Source organism: Promicromonospora xylanilytica (genome assembly GCF_054782895.1).
Map to the genome: position 1 here is coordinate 99,871 of NZ_BAAGRP010000020.1, position 18,722 is coordinate 118,592.

General features: G+C 67.5%; 16 protein-coding genes. 2 read left to right on the top strand and 14 right to left on the bottom strand.

Going from position 1 to position 18,722, the window contains the following annotated elements; translation table 11 throughout:
• Positions 1-15: 15 nt before the first annotated feature.
• A complete protein-coding gene (locus ACYVK7_RS16990) occupies positions 16-4,095 on the bottom strand; it encodes a DUF7507 domain-containing protein (protein WP_460888904.1) in 4,080 nt (1,359 codons plus the stop codon).
• Positions 4,096-4,491: 396 nt separating this feature from the next.
• Between ACYVK7_RS16990 and ACYVK7_RS16995 the strand changes: the two genes are divergently transcribed.
• Entirely contained in the window at positions 4,492-6,042 is a 1,551-nt protein-coding gene (locus ACYVK7_RS16995) for a LuxR C-terminal-related transcriptional regulator (protein WP_460888905.1), read from the top strand.
• Positions 6,043-6,142: 100 nt separating this feature from the next.
• Here ACYVK7_RS16995 and ACYVK7_RS17000 read toward each other — a convergent pair whose 3' ends face one another.
• The 7 genes from ACYVK7_RS17000 to ACYVK7_RS17030 form a co-directional block, all read right to left on the bottom strand.
• A complete protein-coding gene (locus ACYVK7_RS17000; protein WP_460888906.1) occupies positions 6,143-6,829 on the bottom strand; it encodes an ANTAR domain-containing protein in 687 nt (228 codons plus the stop codon).
• A gap of 155 nt (positions 6,830-6,984) precedes the next feature.
• A complete protein-coding gene (locus tag ACYVK7_RS17005) occupies positions 6,985-7,569 on the bottom strand; it encodes a hypothetical protein (protein ID WP_460888951.1) in 585 nt (194 codons plus the stop codon).
• Between the two features lie 13 nt (positions 7,570-7,582).
• Positions 7,583-8,731 (bottom strand): zinc-dependent alcohol dehydrogenase, encoded by a 1,149-nt coding sequence (locus tag ACYVK7_RS17010; RefSeq protein WP_460888907.1) that lies wholly within the window; start codon positions 8,729-8,731, stop codon positions 7,583-7,585.
• Positions 8,728-9,228 carry a DUF2231 domain-containing protein gene (locus ACYVK7_RS17015; RefSeq protein WP_460888908.1) on the bottom strand — a complete coding sequence of 167 codons (501 nt, stop codon included), beginning with the start codon at positions 9,226-9,228 and terminating at the stop codon, positions 8,728-8,730. Before ACYVK7_RS17015 ends, ACYVK7_RS17010 begins: the two co-directional genes overlap by 4 nt.
• 133 nt (positions 9,229-9,361) lie before the next feature.
• Positions 9,362-10,243, bottom strand: coding sequence for a manganese catalase (locus ACYVK7_RS17020; RefSeq protein ID WP_460888909.1), 882 nt, complete (start codon positions 10,241-10,243; stop codon positions 9,362-9,364).
• Positions 10,244-10,433: 190 nt separating this feature from the next.
• Complete coding sequence (locus tag ACYVK7_RS17025; protein ID WP_460888910.1) at positions 10,434-11,249, bottom strand: MBL fold metallo-hydrolase; 816 nt, start codon at positions 11,247-11,249, stop codon at positions 10,434-10,436.
• Positions 11,250-11,346: 97 nt separating this feature from the next.
• The gene (locus ACYVK7_RS17030; RefSeq protein ID WP_460888911.1) at positions 11,347-11,940 is read right to left on the bottom strand and encodes a TetR/AcrR family transcriptional regulator; all 594 of its coding nucleotides are present in this window, start codon (positions 11,938-11,940) and stop codon (positions 11,347-11,349) included.
• Between the two features lie 174 nt (positions 11,941-12,114).
• Between ACYVK7_RS17030 and ACYVK7_RS17035 the strand changes: the two genes are divergently transcribed.
• Positions 12,115-12,975 carry an NAD(P)H-binding protein gene (locus ACYVK7_RS17035; RefSeq protein WP_460888912.1) on the top strand — a complete coding sequence of 287 codons (861 nt, stop codon included), beginning with the start codon at positions 12,115-12,117 and terminating at the stop codon, positions 12,973-12,975.
• 256 nt (positions 12,976-13,231) lie between these two features.
• On the opposite strand, the gene ACYVK7_RS17040 is transcribed toward ACYVK7_RS17035, so the two are convergent.
• The 6 genes from ACYVK7_RS17040 to ACYVK7_RS17065 all read right to left on the bottom strand — a co-directional run bounded on the left by ACYVK7_RS17040 (position 13,232) and on the right by ACYVK7_RS17065 (position 18,627).
• The gene (locus tag ACYVK7_RS17040; protein ID WP_460888913.1) at positions 13,232-13,588 is read right to left on the bottom strand and encodes a hypothetical protein; all 357 of its coding nucleotides are present in this window, start codon (positions 13,586-13,588) and stop codon (positions 13,232-13,234) included.
• Between the two features lie 505 nt (positions 13,589-14,093).
• Positions 14,094-15,269, bottom strand: coding sequence for an ABC transporter permease (locus tag ACYVK7_RS17045; protein ID WP_460888914.1), 1,176 nt, complete (start codon positions 15,267-15,269; stop codon positions 14,094-14,096).
• Positions 15,269-15,979 carry an ABC transporter ATP-binding protein gene (locus ACYVK7_RS17050; RefSeq protein WP_460888915.1) on the bottom strand — a complete coding sequence of 237 codons (711 nt, stop codon included), beginning with the start codon at positions 15,977-15,979 and terminating at the stop codon, positions 15,269-15,271. Before ACYVK7_RS17050 ends, ACYVK7_RS17045 begins: the two co-directional genes overlap by 1 nt.
• Positions 15,976-17,253: an efflux RND transporter periplasmic adaptor subunit gene (locus ACYVK7_RS17055; RefSeq protein WP_460888916.1), complete on the bottom strand. Its 1,278-nt coding sequence runs from the start codon at positions 17,251-17,253 to the stop codon at positions 15,976-15,978. Before ACYVK7_RS17055 ends, ACYVK7_RS17050 begins: the two co-directional genes overlap by 4 nt.
• 80 nt (positions 17,254-17,333) lie before the next feature.
• A complete protein-coding gene (locus ACYVK7_RS17060; protein ID WP_460888917.1) occupies positions 17,334-18,155 on the bottom strand; it encodes a hypothetical protein in 822 nt (273 codons plus the stop codon).
• Between the two features lie 43 nt (positions 18,156-18,198).
• On the bottom strand, positions 18,199-18,627 hold the full coding sequence (locus ACYVK7_RS17065) for a peptidase inhibitor family I36 protein (RefSeq protein ID WP_460888918.1): 429 nt from the start codon (positions 18,625-18,627) through the stop codon (positions 18,199-18,201).
• Positions 18,628-18,722: the final 95 nt, after the last annotated feature.

The following is an 18,722-nucleotide window of genomic DNA, read 5'->3' on the forward strand; positions in this document are numbered from 1 at the left end:
GCTTCCGGTGTGGCGTCAGCCGATCGTGCGGCGGTGACGCGAGATGACCATCGCGGCGGCACCGAGCAGGATCAGGAGTGCTGCCCCTCCGGTGATCCACCCGATGTTGGCGCCTGTCATCGCGAGGGGCGGCGAGCTGCCCGGCGTTGCAGGCTTGACGGGCTCGTCAGGCACGTCCGGGGTGCCGGGCTCGTCCGGCGTGCCCGGCTCCGCGGGCTTGCCCGGCTCCTCCGGTGTGGCGCACGCGTCCGCGCTGTCGGTCAGGTCGTTGTGACCGATGCCAGCCGTGTTCGCGAATCCGCCCGGCTTGCCGGATCCGGACGGCGGGCACGTGAACGTGGACTCGTTGGCGGCATCGCCGTCGACGGTGGCCTGGACCTTGACCCGGTACGTGTGGGTGGCTCCCGCACGCAGGTTCACGTCGGCGGCGACCACGTTCGCGTCGTCACCCTCGACACCCTGACCGGTCCACGGCTCGGCGGCCGTCACGCCCTTGGGCGTCGCCGTCACGTCCGCGGACGTGACCTCGATGCCCGCACCGAACCGCAGGCGGTCGGTGAGCGTGTACGTGCCCTCGGCGTCACCGCTGTTGGTGGCCTTGATCTCGTAGGTGATCGTCCACTCCCCGTCCTTGCCGGCGACAGGGTCACCGACGACGGACTTGGTGATGTCGATCGACGGGATCGGCGCACACGCCTGATCGTCCTCGACCTGGCCGGCCGGGTCGGTCATCGCGGACGTGTTGTTGAACGCCGTGTCGGAGTCGTCACCGTCGGGGCCGCACATGGTCGGGTCGTCCGCCGAGCCCGCACCGGGCACCTGCAGCGGGACGTCGGCGATCACGGTCAGCTCGTACCGGTGCGGCTCGTAGTCCCCGTCCTCGTTGCCGGCGAGCGGCACCGCGGAGGCGACGGTGAGGTTCTTCTGACCGTCCCAGGCAGGTTCGGCCAGCGTCACCCCGTCCGGGGAGGACGTCACCTCGGCCGAGACGATGGTCGCGGCCTCGGCGAAGTGCAGCTCGTCGTCCAGCGAGTACGACGTGGCCGCGGCCTTCGTGTTGGTCACCTCGAGGCCGTACACGACCTCCCACTGACCTTCACCGATCGGCTTGGCCGAGACCAGCGTCTTCTCGTGCGCCGGGTCACCGACGATCGTGAGTCCTGCCGGGTCGCAGTTGATCGTCGGCGGGACCTCGGAGTCGTCCGGCTGGGCGGCCTCGGCACACGCGGTGTTGACGATGCCCTCACCGGCCGAGGCGTCAGCGGTGATCTCGAACTCGTGGCTCTCGGAGGCACCGGGCTCCAGCGAGTCGATCGTGAAGGAACCGAGCTCGGGCTGCTTGTCGTCGGAGACGACGACGTCCGTCAGCGTGCCCTGGCCGGTGTTCTCCACCACGATCCGGTAGCGGATCGTGTCGCCGTCACGGAAGACCGGGTAGTCCGCGACGTCGTTCGCGTCACGCCAGTTCCCGTCGAGGTCCTGCACGTACTTCTTGAGCGACGCGGAGTACATCGTGCCCATGGTCAGCGGCTCCGACGTCCGCATCACCAGCCGGGTGTGCTCCGCGCGCGCCTGGGAACGGTTCACCCAGGTGTCGCCCGGGTCGGCGCCCTCCGTCTCGATGTTGACCTTGAAGGCCAGCGTCGCGCCCGGAGCAAGCTCTCCACCGATCACACGGATCGCGGTCGGGTTGGCCGGCATTGTCGTGGACCACATGGCCGACGGCTCGCCCGCTGCACCGTTCGCCTCGGCTGCCGGGTCGTCCGAGAGCGTGGCCGGGTCCGCGTCGGTGTAATAGACCGTCGCACCCTCCGGCACCTCGACGCCCGTCAGGGCGTACGTGCCCTCGAAGTCCGTCCCGCGGCCGTCACCGTTGTACGGGAGGATGTCGATGGTGTCCGTGTAGGCCTGCGCCTGCGGGTCCTCGGACTTGAGCGTCACCGTCCACGACCCCGTGCCGTTGCCCGAGCCGTCCGGGTTGGCGATGAACCACTGGTCGGTGGTCTTGGCGATCAGCGTGTTACCGCTGCTGCTGATCGTGACCTGGGCGGTCGCGGGCCGGGACGTCTCGCCGGCGAGCGAGCTGGTGGCCGTGTTCGTGAGCACCTGGCCCGGCTCCACCGAGTTGCTCGCCACCGCCTGGTACGTGAGCTCCTGCGGCTCGTTCGTCGGTACGCCGTCGATGGACCAGGTGAGAACCTGCTGCCCCTCGCCGTTCGTGGTCACGGTCGGCTCGGGATCGGCGGACCCGCCGACATAGGACATGCCCACCGGCAGGGTGTCCACGATCGAGTAATCGTCGACCGTGTCGGGGAGTGCGCCCGACCCGTTCGCGGAGTACGTCAGCGTGAATGTCGCCGGCTCGCCAGGCCTCACCGTCGACCTGTCCGCGCTCTTCTGGATGGCGGGCGTCGCGTAGATGATCCGCAGGATGTCGCGGCGCCCGCTGGTCGCCGGGTACCGGGCACCAGGCGTAGGCGTGATCACCTGCGAGTTCCACGGCTCACCCGGCCCCTCCCACACACCACTGACCGGGTTGTAGACCGAGCCGAACATCCACACGTCCTGACCGGTCGCCACGTCGTCCTCGATCACGGGGTACGCGCGGAGCTGCATACCGTTCCACCCCTGCTCCGCCGGGAACGAGTCCGGGTAGAGGATCCGGACGGCCCCGACCGTGGTCAGGTCCGCCGGCTCCGTCGTCGTCCAGCTCGCCGGGTTGCTGCCGCAGTTGAACGCGTTCGGGTCACCGACGTCACCCACGTAGTACTGGACGGCCGGCGGGTTCTCGATGGGACCGGATCCGCCACCCTGGTTGTATCCGATGACCATCGGCTGCCGCCCCTCAGGCACCGGGCTGTAGTCCACGTAGTCGGTGTCGAACACCAGGCACTGACCGTGCTGCGCCGTAGGCGGCGCGTTCAGGCGGTAGGGGTTGTTGTTCACGTACTGCATGACCTGCGTCCCGGCGGGCACCCGATAGGTGTCGTCCCAGTTGGTGCCACCCGCACCGGTGTACTCCCGCCACCACGGTGCGGCCCAGCGACCCGGCAGCACATAGGACTTGCTCGTGGAGTTGTTGCCCGTGAGGTCGGTGAACGTCAGCCCGGTCGTCGAGGTGTAGGTCGGCGCATTCGACTGCAGCGTGAGGGAGCCGGCCTGGTTCGTCGCGACGTGGAGCCAGACACTGCCGCTGGCGATGTAGTTCCAGTCCGTCGGCAGCGGGTCGCGACCGATCGTCGAGTCAAACCTCGGCACGTCGGCGAGGTCGTAGTTGATCCCGCTCAGCGTCAGGTCGAAGACACCTGGCTGACCGGCGACCGGGGTGAGCGTGCAGCTGTCCACGAAGGACGTCTGCTGGTCGGCCGGGTAGCCCGGCAGCTCCGACCACGGGACACCGCTGGCCCGGTGGGCGTTGAACGGGGAACAGCCGACATCGCCGTTGACGGCCGTGCCGACCGTCACGGTGCCGCTGTTGCTCTCGGTCAGCTGTAGCCGGTAGGTCACGCTGTCCGGTCCGGGGTCGGAACCCTTGCCCAGGCGCAGCGCCCACTGCAGGTCGACGTCGACCGTCGTGTAGTCGTCGTTCCACCTGTAGTTGGCGGTGTTGCCGCCGAACTGCATGTCCAGCGAGAAGTCGTTCACGATGTCGATCGGGTCCAGCGGAAGCTCCTGGCCGTTGATCTCGCCGACGGCGGTGAGCTGCTCGCCCGTCTCGCCGTCGACCACCACGGGCGTCTGCACCACCACGGCGGTGCCCTGCAGGACGGTGCCCAGGTTGCACGTCAGCGTCCTGCCGTCCTCGGAGATCACCGAGGCGGGGTCGACGTCCGCGGTGAGGCAGACGTCGGGGATCTCGTTGAACCGCCCCTTGTCCAGGGTCGCGGTGAACACGACGTTGTCCACCGGATCGTTCGCCGGGGCCTCCTCGTCGTCGTTGACGTTGACCCGCCACACGGCGTTGACCACGTCCCCGCGGCCCACCGTCGCGGGCGTGCCCTCCTCCCACTCACCCTCGATCTCGTACACGGTCTCGGCGTACGCCGGCGGCGCCGCCACAGCGACCATCCCGGTGCCGGCGATCACGGCGGCCATCGCACCACCGATCACCCGCTCGAGACGGCCGTGACCTCCGCCGCGCGCTCGCGGCGTCCTCCTCAGACGGCTTCTCATGCGACCGGCACGACGACCTTCAGACGAGCTCTGCATGGTGTCCCTTCCTGTTCGCACGCGCCCATCGCGTGCCTCCTGCGCTTCCCATAGGACGCCGAAGTGCACACCGGCCGTCGGTTGAGACGGCAAAAATCATCAGTTGTATCATCAGTTTGAACCCGGATTTCACCCGCTCCCACTGGGCGGCACCAAGAAGGCAAAGGCATGATCCAAAGCGTGCCTATATCGCCTGACGGACCGGACTCACTGACCGACACAGAGATACGCACAAGGATTCAAAGGGCGGATCTCGACCAAATCGAAACCCTCTTCGACGCGTTGTGGTACGACCTCCCCCACAGGTTCGCGCCCGAAGTCCTGCGGGCCGCCCAGGGCGTCCCCGCCAGCACGTTCGACGACCGGCCTCGGTTGCTGCACGCCGTCCTGCTCGCCCACCACCGTATGAACCACGCCGAGGACGACCAGCAGCAGCTGCGACGCGTGCTCCAGTTCTACGTGGCGACCGGACAGCGTTACGGCAAGCGCCTGGCGACGCTCAGCCGCACCAGAGACCTCCTCACGGCCGGCGCGGCCGCAGTGGTCTCCGGACGCATGCGCGGCGACTACAACGGGTCCGAGCTCCTGGGCTCGTGGACCGACGGCCAGCTCACCCTGGGCACCGTACGCCCTAGCCTTCCCTGGCTCAGTGCCCGAGCGGCGGCGCGGCCAGGGTGGCTGTCGTCCGAACGCGGGCTCACGGCCATGCTCGCAGGCTCGCTCGACCGGGCGACCCAGCTGTTCACGAGAGCACGCGCCGAAGCGGGCGATCCGCCCTACGCTCACTACGCCCGGTCGAGCGCCGTCGCGAACCTCGCGCTCCTCGCCGCGTATCGCGGCCACCTCGATCTCGCTCGCACCTGGCTCGCCGAGCTCGAGGCCCAAGAGCCCCTCCCCGGCTGGATAGACCAGGTCACCGCGACCGGCGCGCAGATCACCCGCACGCTCATCGCCGTCGACGAGGGTGACCCGTCCACGGCGGCGAAGCTCTTGGACCGGATGGGACGCGCGACACCGGACACGGAGCTGTGGCCGTTCATCGCCTTCGCGAACGCCTGCTACGAGGCAGACTTCGGAGACCCGCACAAGGGCCTGCGCATGCTCGACACAGCGCGGCTGCAGCATGGAGCCCTCCGGCCCGAGCCGACCACCATGACCGGTGAGCTCGTCCTGCGCGCCGAGGCCAAGCTTCTCCTGCGGGTCGGCTACGGCACCCGCGTGCTCAACCTCGCCGACCGCCACGCGGAGGTCGAGTCGCTCATGCTGGAGGCTGCCTGGGCACACCTTCTGGCCGGAGAGCACCATGAGGCGATGCGCCGGTCCTCCGAGGCGCTGCAGCACCATGACCTACCGGTGAACGACCTGATCGGCCACCACCTCGTCCAGTCGGTCGCGAACCTGCGGACCGGGCAGTCCGAACGCGCCGGGTCCTCGTTCGGGGCAGCGATGCGACTACGCTCCACTCCCTCCCACGTCTCGCCGTTTCTCGCGCTCCGGGACGACGAGCTCGACGAGCTCACCAAGCTCGCGCGCGTGGCGAACCCACTGCACGTCGGCACCGTCACCGCGACCGCCCGACGCAACACGCCACCGTCGGGCCCGCTCGTACACCTGACCCCGCGCGAGCGCGAGGTGCTCCGCGCGCTGAGCTCTGGCATGACCGCCGGGCGGACGGCGGCGCAGTTCGGCGTCTCCGTGACCACGGTGCGCACCCAGATCCGCAAGATCTACCAGAAGCTCGGTGTCTCGCACCGCAGGGAGGCGCTCGCGAAGGCACAGCACCTCGGCCTGCTCCGGGCGCCTCGCTTCGCACCGCACGACCGGGCGGGCTGAACTCTGTCCGGGCATCTCGGCGAGCGGTCCAGGACGGCCGAGCTCCACAGGTGTCGCCGCCACGTACCAAGGGACGCCCGGCGTCACGCTGCCGACGGGATCACGACGCCTCCGCGTCCGCCTCGTCGTCTGCTGCTGGTAACCGCACGTCGCTGATGACCAACGCACGCAAGATGGTCTCGGCGATCTTTCGCCGCGACACGTTGCTGCGCAGGGAAGCGGATTCGATGATGTGCATTGCTGTGTGCTCGGGACAGTCGTTCGCCTGCATGACGGCCCAGATCGCGCGCTCGGTCAAGATGGCGTCGGACACCCGGCTGTAATAGCCCACCGCGGCCTCGTCGAGCTCGGCGCGAGCCAGGTTCAGGCCCAGCATGTCCGCGCCGAGCCGCGCGTACCGTTCGGCCGCATCAATCAGCTCCGGCGTCGAAAAATCGGCGGAACGAGAATACAGGTTCAGTGCCACCGCGATGTCGTCATCCACGATTGCGGGGACTGCCAGCCCGGAGACGAAACCCTCCCGCCGGGCCTGACGGCGCCACGCCGCCCACCCGTCGCCGTCGGCGATCGAGGGCACGGTCCGCACCGCCCGAGCATCCATGGCGTCGATGCAGGGGCCGCTGTTCGCCAGGGACTCAGCCTGATCGCACCTGCCTGCGGCCGGGGTGCTGCTACCAGCGCGTACCGTGACGCCGTGCTGGCGCACTGTCATGCTCACCTCGAGCCCGGGACCCAGGACAGCACCGGCGCGCTGTGCAAGCTCGTGCGGAAACGCTGAAATCGCCATGACACCTGACCCATCTCGCCGACGCTCGCACGTGGGGTGCTGACAATGCCTCCCCTGGTCCAGACGTTGGCTGCCGGTTTTTCACGATACGCGCGTATACCCAGTGACGCCGCGCCGAACTCCTGCCCACGACCGCGCCGTGCGGACCCTGGGCCTCATGTCCGTGCCTGCCGCAACGTCCGTGCCCACCGAACCACTCCTCGGACACCCCGGTAGACGACGACGCCGGCGAGCACCCACGGGCCCACGACGATGACGGGATCGAGGATCTGGTGGCGCACGTCCACCCGCCCAGCCCGGGACCGGAGCGGATGGTGCGACGGCTCTCCCAGCACTCCGGTCTCGGTCACCGGGTTGTCGGGGTGGAGGGTGGCGAAGGACGCGAGGTGGCTCTCGACGGCGTCGACACGGTCGGCCGCGATCAGCAGCAGCCAGTGCGCGGCGCGGCCCTCGCTGAACCGCTCGTACGCGTACCTGCGAACCACGCCGGACAGACCTTTGAGCGGCACCGAGGTGCCGAAGACGGGGGTCAGGCGTGTGTGCTCGATGGAACGCTCGCGCGGCTGGTGCTCCTGTTGCTGCTCGGGCAGGTCCCAGTGCGCGCCGGTCTCCAGGCCCTGGACCTCGCGCGGGTAGGAGGGCCGGTCGGCAGGGTCGAGGTCGGCGCCCCAGCCGGGGATACGGGCCCGGAGCTGCTCGGGGGTCTCGGGCAGCGGCGGTCTGTCCGCGGTGTATGGCATCTTCATCGCTCCCTCATGCGGCGTCCGGTACGACGAGCGGCTTGATGCAGCCATCGAGCTTGGCAGAGAACATGTGGTACCCGTCGGCGATGTGTTCGAGGGGGATCCGGTGGGTCACGATGTCGTTCGGCTTGAGGTACCCGTTGCGCATGTGCTCGAACAGCCGGGGCCACTGACGCTTCACAGGAGCCTGGTTCATGCGTAGCGTGAGGCCCTTGTTCAGGGCGTCGCCGAACTTGACCGCGCTGAAGATGGGCCCGTAGGCACCCAGCACCGAGACGGTACCGCCCTTGCGCACGGCGTCGATCGCCCAGTTCAGCGCGACGGGCGATCCGCCCTGAAGCTTGAGCTTCGCGCCCGTCACGTGCTGCAGCAGGTTGCCGTCCGCCTCCGCACCGACGGCGTCGATCACCCGGTCGGCGCCGAGCCAGCCGGTCGTGCGCTTCATCTCCACGACGATGTCCTTGTGGTGCGTGAAGTTCGACGTCTCGGCGTAGGCGAACGTGCGGGCCATCTCCAGCCGGTCGTCAAGGTGGTCGACGACGATGACGCGTCCGGCCCCCATCAGCCAGGCCGACCGGGCGGCGAACAGCCCGACCGGGCCGGCGCCGAGCACGATCACGACGTCGCCCTCGGTGATGTCGGCGAGCTGGGCACCGAAGTAGCCGGTGGCCAAGGCATCCGTGCACAGGACGGCGTCCTCCTCGTCCATCCAGTCCGGCACGATCGTGGGCCCGACGTCGGCGAAGGGAACTCGGACATATTCCGCCTGGCCGCCGTCGTAACCGCCGGTGGTGTGCGAGTAGCCGTAGATGCCGCCCACCGCCGTGGCGTTCGGGTTCACGTTGTGGCAGTTGGAGTACAGGCCACGCGCGCAGAAATAGCATGTTCCGCAGTAGATGTTGAAGGGCACCATCACGCGGTCCCCGACGGCGAGGTTGCGCACCGACGGTCCGACCTCGTGCACCACGCCGACGAACTCGTGCCCGAACGTCGACCCAACGCGCGTATCTGGCATGAGGCCGTGATAGAGGTGCAGGTCCGACCCGCAGATCGCCGCGGTCGTGACACGCACTATCGCATCGTTCGAATGTTCGATACGAGGCAGGTCCTTCTCCTCGACACGGATCTTGTAAGGTCCGCGATACACCATCGCTCTCATTGCGACCCCCGTGACACCGAGATCCGAGTCGTAAGGCGTGCCGGGGCGTCAAGCCCTGCGTCGTCGTCGACCCCGACGCCGAGCCTGCCGACCAGCTCGCCACCCAGCCACCCGGTGCTCCCCGCGATGACCAGAGCGACCAGCCCCAGCAGAAAAGCTGGGGTGCCGGGCATGTTGTCCGGGCTCCCGGCACGGACCAACGCGCTGGCCGTGAACAGCGCCAGCATGACGATGTTGCCGCCGCCGTGCAGGACTGCCACGCGCTTGGCCCGTGTGCCGCGCGGTATCGCGAGATAGTCGATCAGGCCGAAGACCGACGCGGCCAGGCCCGTCACGACCGCCACGACGATCATCAGGTACGACGCGAACGCCAGCCGGCCGTCGTCGGTCACCAGACCGACCACGTCGAAGGCGACCGCCGTCGCGAGCAACCCGAGCGGTAGGACGACCAGCTGCTGGTGCACCGCGTGCCCCGCAGCCTTGGCTCTGCTCTCCATCTGTGACCTCTCCCGTGAGTTCACCGGCACTACACGCCCGTGAGGCGACGCACTTCCCTTTTGGGGGGCAGACCGGCCAGGCCTCGCGCAGAAACCCGGCCGGGCTGCCATTCGACCTGTCGTTTCTTACGTGTCACTCCTTGTGGAGTGCGTCCTGCGCGACGCCCATGGCCTTCTCCACCGATTCAGGCCGGCCGGTCGTGCCATGGAACCGCACGTCGGGCTTGGTGGGCGGCGGCGCCGGCACACCAGCAGGCGGCTCGGCCACGTACTCGAACTCGCCCTTGCCGTCCGGCGTCGGACCACTGGCCCAGCTCCCCTCGCTCGCAGCCTGGCCGTCGGAGAAGTTGATGTACTGGTAGGACGCCTCGCGGTGCTCCTTGCTGAGCGGGAACGTGCTCGGCACAGGGAGGTCCTCGACACCCTCCGCGCGCAGCTCCTGTGCCGCTGCGATCCACTGGTTCTGGTGCATCGTGTCGCGCGCCAGCAGGAAGGCGAGCAGGTCGCGCACACCAGCGTCGTCGGTCATGTGATAAAGCCGGGACACCTGCAGCCGGCCCTGCATCTCGGCGTTCGCGTTGGCAGTGAAGTCCGCGAGCAGGTTGCCGCTGGCAGTGACGTACCCGGCAGTCCAAGGATTGCCGTTGGAGTCCACGGGCCGGGCTCCGGCCCCGGCGACGATCGCGTGCTGCGGGTCGGTGCCGCCGATGATCGCCGCGACCGTCGGGTCGTTCTGCATGGCTCCCTCCGTGACACCGAGCGGTGCCTTCTCGAGCAGCTGGGCGATCATCGTCGCGAGCATCTCGACGTGCCCCATCTCCTCCGCACCGATCCCGTAGAGCAGATCGCGATATTTTCCGGGCATGTGGGCGTTCCAGGATTGGAAGCCGTACTGCATGGCCACGGTGATCTCGCCGTACTGGCCACCGAGCACCTCTTGCAGCTTGTGGGCGTAGACCGCGTCCGGCTTGTCCGGTGTGGCCTTGTGCTGCAGCTCCTGACGATGAAAGAACATGGACGTGCCCCTTCGGTTGGCTCAATGCGATACGGACCTCGCACCGGAGACCCGCACCGCTCGGACCCGCTCACTTCCGCCCCCTTGCGAACGGTGTCTCCACTGTCGCCACCCGGTTCGCCACTCGCACATCAGGCAGCACCAGGCGCCGACGCCCTTCCCGAGCTTCGGTCCGACAGGTGTGCCGGAGTCACGTCAGGTGGTCGAAGTCTCTCCGCGTCCAGGCCGCGTGGCGTTCCGCGGAGCGCAGCACGATCTCGCGCGCGTCGACCGGGATCACGCCCTCCAGGTTGTTGTAGAGCCGGTCGAACGTGAACCGGCTGACGTGGCGGGCCACGCGCTGCACCACAGGTCCGGACAGGGGGATCCGGTTGGGGTAGCTGCGCATGAAGGACACCGAGGTCCGGTCGGGGTTGGCGAAGATGGTGTCGCCGCTGAGCAGCACACCCTTGCCGGCGGCGCCGGAGGCCCAGTGCGCGACCGCGGAGCCGGGAAAGTGCCCGCCCGGCTGGCTCAGGGTCACCCCGGGAAGTATCTCCCGGTCGCCCGTCCACAGCTCAATGGCTTGGTCGGTGCGGGCCAGCCAGCCTGCGTCAGCCTTGCTGACCAGGATCGGGACACCTCCCAGGCGCCGGCTCCACTCGACCTGGACTCCATACATGTGCGGGTGGCTGGCCACGAGGTAGGCAAGACCACCCAGATCACGGACGGCTGCGAGAGCGTTGTCATCGAGGTAGCCGGGCACGTCGAACATGAGATTGCCGCCCGCGGTCCGCACGATCTTCGCCGTCGGGCCGATACCGACATCAGGCACGGTGGTCACACCGAACAGGTCAGGCTCCAGCTCCCTCACCCGGAGGCTTCGCCCGTCGGCCTCGAGCTGGGACAGCGTGGTCCAGCACTGCCCTTCCTCAGGGACCAGCTCGCGCTCGTCAGCGCACACGGCGCAGACGTCGGGACGGACCTCGTGCTCGAGCCCACACCTGCAGCAGATCCAGAACGTCACGCGACAGCTCCCCTGGTCGATCGGGCCGGCGGGCTGCGCCTCGTGCGAGCCGGCTCGAGCCCCGCCCGGCACCCCAACCACAGATCCATGGAACGGCCTAGACCGACGGCTGCGCCGGCCGACAGATCCCGCCAAGAACGAACGATGTCCGGCGATCGTAGTCCGACCGGGACGGTCGGGCGCCGTACTTGAGGGCAAGTGCGTTGTCGAGCGTCAGCGCGTGGAAATCACCCGGCGTGAATCCGCGGACCAGAACGCCGGCGGCATGCCCTTCCGCGACCAGGTCGTCGTGAAAGGCCCCTCCGACGTCGCAGAGAGCCATGAGCTGCTCGGAGTCGGGGAACTCCTTCAGCAGGACGTCGTTGACCGCCGGCAGTCGGTACTGGATATCCCGGATCGCACCGATGTAGGAGCAGATTCGAGTCCGGATCTCCACGACGGACCGTGCATCGCCGATGACGCTCCTCAGCTCCGCAGCGACGACGTCGTCGAGGACGGCGTCGATCAGTCCGACTCTCCCCCCGAACCTGTTGAAGATGGTCGCCTTGCTCACCTGGGCAGCCGCAGCGACCTCCTCGAGCGGCGCAGAAAGACCCCGCTCTCGGAACACCTGCACCGCAGCGACACGGATCCGGTCGACATTGCGGCGGGCATCGGTGCGAAGCGTTGGCGCGGACCGCGTACTGGCCACCACCGTCCTCCTTGCTCGACGAGAGAACTTGACCACGCGGGTCAACTTCGTCCATGCTACCTGACAGGAAGTTGACCTGGTCGGTCAAGTTTCGCGCGCGGAATCCCTCCGGGCTGCCCGCGCGCTCTCCCCCACAGCGCAGGCCCTAGGGGCCGCGCACGAAAGGACGCCATCATGATCATCGTGACCGGAGCGACAGGCACCCTCAACGGTGCAACGGTCGATCACCTCCTGAAGCAGGTTCCTCCAACGCGCGTCGGCGTCAGCGTCCGCGATCCCGAACGCGCAAAGCACCTGGCCGACCGGGGCGTCCGGGTACGGCAGGGGAGCTACGACGATCCTGCGGCCCTGCGTCATTCGTTCGCCGACGCCGAGCAGGTGCTCCTCATCTCCTCCAGCGACGTCACCGCCGACGTCGTCGCCCAGCACCGGACGGCGATCGATGCTGCCGTCGCCGTCGGGGCGCAGCGAATCCTGTACACCAGCGCCCACGGGACCGGCTTCGACGCCCCCTATCCGCCGCTCGCGATCCACGCCGCCTCCGAGCAATACCTCGCGGCGTCAGGCGTGGCATGGACCGCGTTGCGCAACGGCTTCTACGGAGATCTCGGACAGCTGCTCGGGCCCTGGCAGGAGACGGGAGTGATCGCCAAGCCGGCTGACGGTCCGTTCTCATGGGTCGATCGGCGTGATGCCGCGGAGGCCGCCGCGGCGATCCTCACCAGCGACTCCCCGTTCGACGGTCCCGTCGACCTGACACTGCCCTCGCCTGTCACTCTCGCGAGCTTCGCCTCGGTGGCATCCGAGATCACCGGCCGCCAGGTCCGTCGCATCGTTGTCGACGATGAGAAGTGGGTTGCCGACGAGGTGGCGAGCGGCGTACCGGAGGCGGCCGCACGCTTCACTCTGTCGATGTTCCAGGCGACACGGAGCCGCCACTTCGCTCCAACCGATCCCACGCTCACCCGGCTCCTCGGTCGGGAGCCGCGCAGCATTGCCGATCAGCTGGCGGACCAGCTTGCCGGTCACGACTAGACGTTGAAGCGTGTCATGTGGCCCTGACCTCGTGGTTCACCGTTGGGCTTGGTGCCTTGGGGGAACTGTGGGGGAATCGGGTCGGTGTGCCACTCCCTACGAGTGGGAAAGCGGCTAGGACTGCGACGGGATTGTCGTGATCTCTGGAAACAGGCACATGTCTGCTCGGCAGTAAGGCTATCGTCGACGCTCCCGATCTGACCTGGGATGCGGAGGCGGGGCCGTCGAAGCTCACGGCAGTCACCTCGGGGCGACGTCAGAGATCACGCCATACGTGCGGCTCCTGGTACGCGTGCCAGCCGCGGAAGAACCAGTCGGCCAGGTCGCGCAGTCGCTCCAGGCAGTCTTGGTAGTACTGCACCGGCTCCGGGCGAGGGAAGTTCGGGTGACTGGTCCACTCCGCCACGAAGTGCGACACCTCGTAGAACCCCTCAGCCATCCAGCGCGGCAGATCGTCACGGCCCTCGTACTGTTCGCAGGCCGTCCGCATCGCCTGCTCCAAACGACTGAAGGCCGCCCGGTCCCAGACGAGGCCGTCGCCTCGTAGGCACAATAGGAAACCAGCCTCTGCCGACTCGAACTCTCTTCTCAGCACGGTCAACGCGTCGTCCACGTCCGCATCCTGGCAGCCGAGTGCCGCAATCATCACACTGTCAATCGATTCCGACACGCGACCTCGCGTGAAGGACCGACCCAGCAGACGACGACTCAACGAAGGGATCTCCGACGACGTGGGACTGCCGGGGGCCGCGAACCGGGAAGGCGCCTCCCGATGGCTCAGCCACCTCCTACACGCCCAGCTCCACCTGCTCGTCGGGTTCGACGCCGAACCCCGACCTGAACAGCACCGCCAACGGAGTGGCGCGGGCTCATGGCCCGGTCGGCCGGTCGTCGTAGGTTGACGCCGTCCATCGAACTGAAGTAGCGGAAGAGATGCTCTTCCTGCCCCGGTCAGTGGGCGCTACGTCGCACACAACGTAGGTAGGGCTCGACATGACTTGCCAAACCGTCAGTTCGGGCCTGAAGCGCCCAGTGCACGACGACGACCAAGGTCGGACCGCCGCCCGCTCGAGTCTCGGGTCGAAACGCTCGGAGCTCACTCCGTAGCCACCTACCGGCTATTCGCTGCGTAGGCCCTGGACGGGAGAGAGGCGGGCGGCACGCATGGCCGGGTAGATGCCGGCCAGGGTCCCGACGAGGACGGACAGAGCGATGCCAAGTCCGGCCGCGGTTAGGTCTGGTCGGGGTGAGGTGTCCTGTAATGCGCCGTAGACGAGAACGGCGAACAGGCCGAGGACAGCTCCTGCGGTGCCACCGCCGAGCCCGAGAAATCCAGCTTCGAGCATGAACTGACCTCGGATTTGCGTCGCGCGTGCGCCGACGGCGCGGCGCAGGGCGATCTCGGCGCGGCGCTCAAGGACGGCGATGATCATGGTGTTGACAATTCCGATCGCACCGACCAACAGCGCGACGCCGGCCAGACCGAGGGCGAGGTTCTGGAAGGTGTCGTCGACGGCCTTCTGCGCGTTCGCGAGCTGTGAAGGCGGAGACACGGTCACAGCGCGTGGCACATCAGGGTTGACGGTGTCGTCCAGCACGTTGTGCACAGCGTCTACGGTGCCAGTACGAGTCCGGACGTAGATGGTGCTAATTGGCAGGCCGGGGTGCTGCGTGAGGGCCCACGTCTCGCCGATCAAAGCCGCAGAATCCAATTGCGGGACTAGGCGAGACGGTGCCAGGACGCCGATCACGGCGTACCAGGTGTCGTCGACCCAGACGCGTTGCCCAAGCTCCGTCACTCCGAGTTGCTCCGCCGCGACCGGGCCCAGGACGGTAGTCGGCATCGTGACCGAAGCGTCGTCGAACCAGGCGCCCTGGCTAACCGTGAGGTCCATCGCACGAGCAAGTTCGGACTGCACGGCCATCGCGGTCAGGCCGCCGCCCATGGACGTCGGGACCAGGTCGCTGCGGTAGACGCCGGCCTGGTCAATCTGTCGCACGGCGGCGGCGTCCAGGACCGGGCCGATGCGGCGAATCATCGGCGTAGCGCTCTCGGGCAGCGGTACCGGTTCCATATCTGGGCCGGTGCCCGGCCGAACCTCAAGCACATTGGAGCCCATAGCTTCGAGCTCGGCCTGCAGACGTGCCTGGTTGGTGGCGGTAATGCCCATGATCGCCACGAGGGTGGCGATACCGATCGCGACCCCGAGCATCGACAGCAGCGACCGAGACGGCCGTGATCGGGGTCCCAGGGCAGCCGTGGCCAGCGCGTCACGAACAGTCAGGCCGGCCATCAGATCGTATTCCCGGGCGCCCGCCGGGCATCGTGCTCGATGCAGCCGTCGCGGATGGCGACTTGGCGGCCGAACCGCTGCGCCACCACCTGGTCATGAGTGATGACCACCAGCGCAACGCCTTCAAGTCCGACCAGCAGGTCGATGATCGCAGTCCCCGTGGTCTGGTCCAATGCCCCGGTTGGCTCGTCCGCCAGGACGATCGCTGGCTCGTGCGCGATCGCCCGCGCGATCGCGACCCGCTGCTGCTCGCCGCCCGACAGTTGCGTGGGGCGATGGTCCAGCCGGGCACCAAGCCCGACACGTTCCAATGCCCGGGTCGCTCGACCACGCCGCACGTCACGGTCGAGCCCGGAGTACAGCATTCCCAGTTCTACATTCGCCACAGCATCCGCATGAGACAAGAGGTGGAACTGTTGGAACACGAAGCCCAGCGACTTCGAGCGCAGGTCGGACCGTTCACCGTCGGTCATCGCTGCGGTTGGCCGACCCTCAACTAGGACTTCACCGGCCGACGGCGCATCCAGGGTACCCAGGATGGATAGCATCGTCGACTTGCCCGATCCTGACGGGCCCACGATCGCGACCTGCTCGCCCGCTGCCACGGTCAAATCCACGTCCCGCAGCACGGTCAAATCGCCGGCGCCCGACGGGTACCACTTGGACACTCTGCGCAGTTCGACGGCAGGACGCTCCACTGCCCGGGTCACGGGACCAAAACCTCGTCCCCTGGACGCAGCTGGGCACTGGTTACCTGGACCTTGGCTTCAGCCAACAACCCGACCTCCACCGGCACCAGCAGCCCCGAGCCCGGCGGTGAATCCGGCATCACCTTTTCCACCGCGTATCCACCTTCTGCCAGTGCCACCAGCGCCGTTACTGGGACCACGAGCGCATCCTCGACGCGGGCCGTTACCACCTCGATACGTACCGCCGCCCCGACCAGGCCCGTCACCTTGTCCTGTCCGTCTAGGTCCACCCGGACCGTGACTAGGTCCGATCCTTCACCAGCAGTGTCACCCTCAGGAGTCTCGGCCAGACCGGCAGCGATGGTCTGGCCGATCGCCCCGCCCACCTCGGCGCCGTCCGGCAGGGTCACGGTCACACGGTCGCCAGTAGCCAACGCCGCTTGCTGCGATCTGGTGACCTGCGTCTGTGCGTGCACCCGCGTACCTGTCCACTCCAGTACCGTGCCCGAAGCCGGATCGCCGACACGTAGCGGCACTGACTGCACCCGCATCCGGCCCAAGTCCAAAATGACCACATCAGCCGGAGATACGTTTTCCGCTCGCGCGATTTCCAGGTCTTCGAGCGCATCGTCGACCTTCCCCTGTGCGGAGGTCACCGCCTTCTTCAGCGCAGTGGTGTCCAGTGGTACCGCCCCGGGGTCCCCCGCAGTGGCGTCGCCTTTGGCCGGCTCATCCACCGCACCGACGGGTGCTGCCTCGGCCTGTGCGGCTGTCAACGCGGCATTTGCCTCCTGCAGTACTTCTTGGGCTGCATCGGCGGCGCGCTGCGCCGAGGAGGTCCGCTGCACCCCAACTTCGGTCCTCGAAGGCGGCAGATAGTGCGCCGACTCGTACAACCGGGCCAAGGCACCAGAAGTGCCCTGACCGAACAGGTCGTCAGCCAGCGACTCGTCCAGGAAACCGGCATCCGCCAGTGCCCGGTTCAACGACAGTACATCCTTGCCCTGAGCTCCGAGCTGCAATGGACGCCATAACGGCACCTTGCCCTGTAGCAAGAACGTCGGCTGACCATTCCACTCGAACAATCGCTGGCCTGGCCGCACCGAGTCTCCCGCTGCCGGCAACCAGGTCAGGATTCCCTCTGCCGAGGCATTCAACGGCTCGGCAGTACCCCGGGACAACGTGCCACTGAGCACGGTGCCTGCGGATAGGGAGCCTTGCTCCACGCTCACGGGGCGCAAGCCCGTGTCGTCTTGCGACACAGCTTGCGCTTCCGGTCCGAATCCCTCAGCCATGTAAGGCACTGCAACTGTGGCGCCCACAGCGAGCACCGTCACCCCAGCACCCGCAGCGACAACCGCTCTCGTCCGCCGCCTCACTCGTCCGCGAACTCCTCAGGGTGTTCCTCGCGGTAGGCCTGGGCCTTGTCTGAGTTCAGGAATGGCCCGTCGAGCGCGATCGCGAACGGGTCGGACATCCGCATACCGGACTCCGGGTCCATCACTCCAGCGAGGATCTCGAACTGTGGCCAGTTCTCGTACTCCGCCATCGGCTCCGAGCACTTCGCGCCCAGGAACTCCGCCTGCTTGAGTTCCAGATCCTCCGGGATGACCACGTAACCTTCCTCGTTCGGGTCCTCGATCAACGACACCCCTGCGTCACGAGCGCACTGAGCCCACTGGCGGCCGGCCTCGACCTCACTCTCGGGAATACGCTCCACCTGGTCCACAGGAGCCGGCTCGTCATGCATGTCGATCAACGCGTCCTTGGCCCCCGCGTGATCGGCATAGCAGCCGCGGATCTCCTCGCTGCGGTCTTCACCACCCACACCGATAGGTTGGCGCGCCGTGTCATCGGTCAATGCTCCGTCCTGGTCCGGTATGAACGTTCCACCGTCGATCCGGGCGTAGCCCTGCAGCACAGTGGCCGCGGCGTCATCCTCCGGCGCAACCGAGAAACCCGCACTTTCGAGGCAGTCCGCATAATCGGCCGTCGCCTGATTGACGTAACCGTTCACCGACGCCGTCTCGCTGTCCAGCGAGGCGACTTCCTCGCCACCCGTTCCCGAACATCCGGCCAGGATCATCACCAGTCCGGCACCCCACAAGGACCGCTTCATGCTCAACACCCAATTTTCCTCGGAGAGATAGTACGGAACACCTGCCGACGACATTGAAACCAACGAGGTGGTGGCCACCAGACGACGAAATTGCCATCCGGCGGCCACCACCCGACCGGAACTAGGTACCTGGGCAGTCGCTCAGGAACTGCCCGGACGAGATCCTGTCGTTCCAGCTCAGCCCGGTGGACCCCATTTTCACGTTGCTCAGGTTTCCGTATCCGTACCCACCGGGCCGGATTGTGAGCGAGTTTCCGGTGTGGTACTCGTGCTGATAGAAGCGCACCTTGCAGTTCGTGCCGTTATTGTACGTCGAGGAAGCCTTGTCGCCCATGCCGAAGTCATCGTAGCGTGAAACAGCCTGCCAGAATCGGACCCAACTACCGCCGCCGTTGTGGTAGTTCGTGTTCTCGTACGAGCACGCGTAAGTACTTGGACACGGATCCGCCGCCGACGCCGTCGGCGCAGCGGCAAGCCCGCCTCCGAGGATAAGCAAGAGCGCGACGAGCGTGCTACCCAGCACGCGCACTCGCTTCACAATGTAGTTCACAGAACCTCCACCTGGACCCGACTGGTGCATGACCCCTCGCTGTGAGAGACCTTGCCTGCCCTTGCGGGACACGACGCTAGGCATGCGCGTCGGTC

Bases quoted from the DNA above. Each gene is read 5' to 3' on its own strand.
- ACYVK7_RS16990 (WP_460888904.1), bottom strand. From the start codon at position 4,095: ATGGCCGCCGTGATCGCCGGCACCGGGATGGTCGCTGTGGCGGCGCCG.
- ACYVK7_RS17000 (WP_460888906.1), bottom strand. From the start codon at position 6,829: ATGGCGATTTCAGCGTTTCCGCACGAGCTTGCACAGCGCGCCGGTGCT.
- ACYVK7_RS17005 (WP_460888951.1), bottom strand. From the start codon at position 7,569: ATGCCATACACCGCGGACAGACCGCCGCTGCCCGAGACCCCCGAGCAG.
- ACYVK7_RS17010 (WP_460888907.1), bottom strand. From the start codon at position 8,731: ATGAGAGCGATGGTGTATCGCGGACCTTACAAGATCCGTGTCGAGGAG.
- ACYVK7_RS17015 (WP_460888908.1), bottom strand. From the start codon at position 9,228: ATGGAGAGCAGAGCCAAGGCTGCGGGGCACGCGGTGCACCAGCAGCTG.
- ACYVK7_RS17020 (WP_460888909.1), bottom strand. From the start codon at position 10,243: ATGTTCTTTCATCGTCAGGAGCTGCAGCACAAGGCCACACCGGACAAG.
- ACYVK7_RS17035 (WP_460888912.1), top strand. From the start codon at position 12,115: ATGATCATCGTGACCGGAGCGACAGGCACCCTCAACGGTGCAACGGTC.
- ACYVK7_RS17045 (WP_460888914.1), bottom strand. From the start codon at position 15,269: ATGGCCGGCCTGACTGTTCGTGACGCGCTGGCCACGGCTGCCCTGGGA.
- ACYVK7_RS17055 (WP_460888916.1), bottom strand. From the start codon at position 17,253: ATGGCTGAGGGATTCGGACCGGAAGCGCAAGCTGTGTCGCAAGACGAC.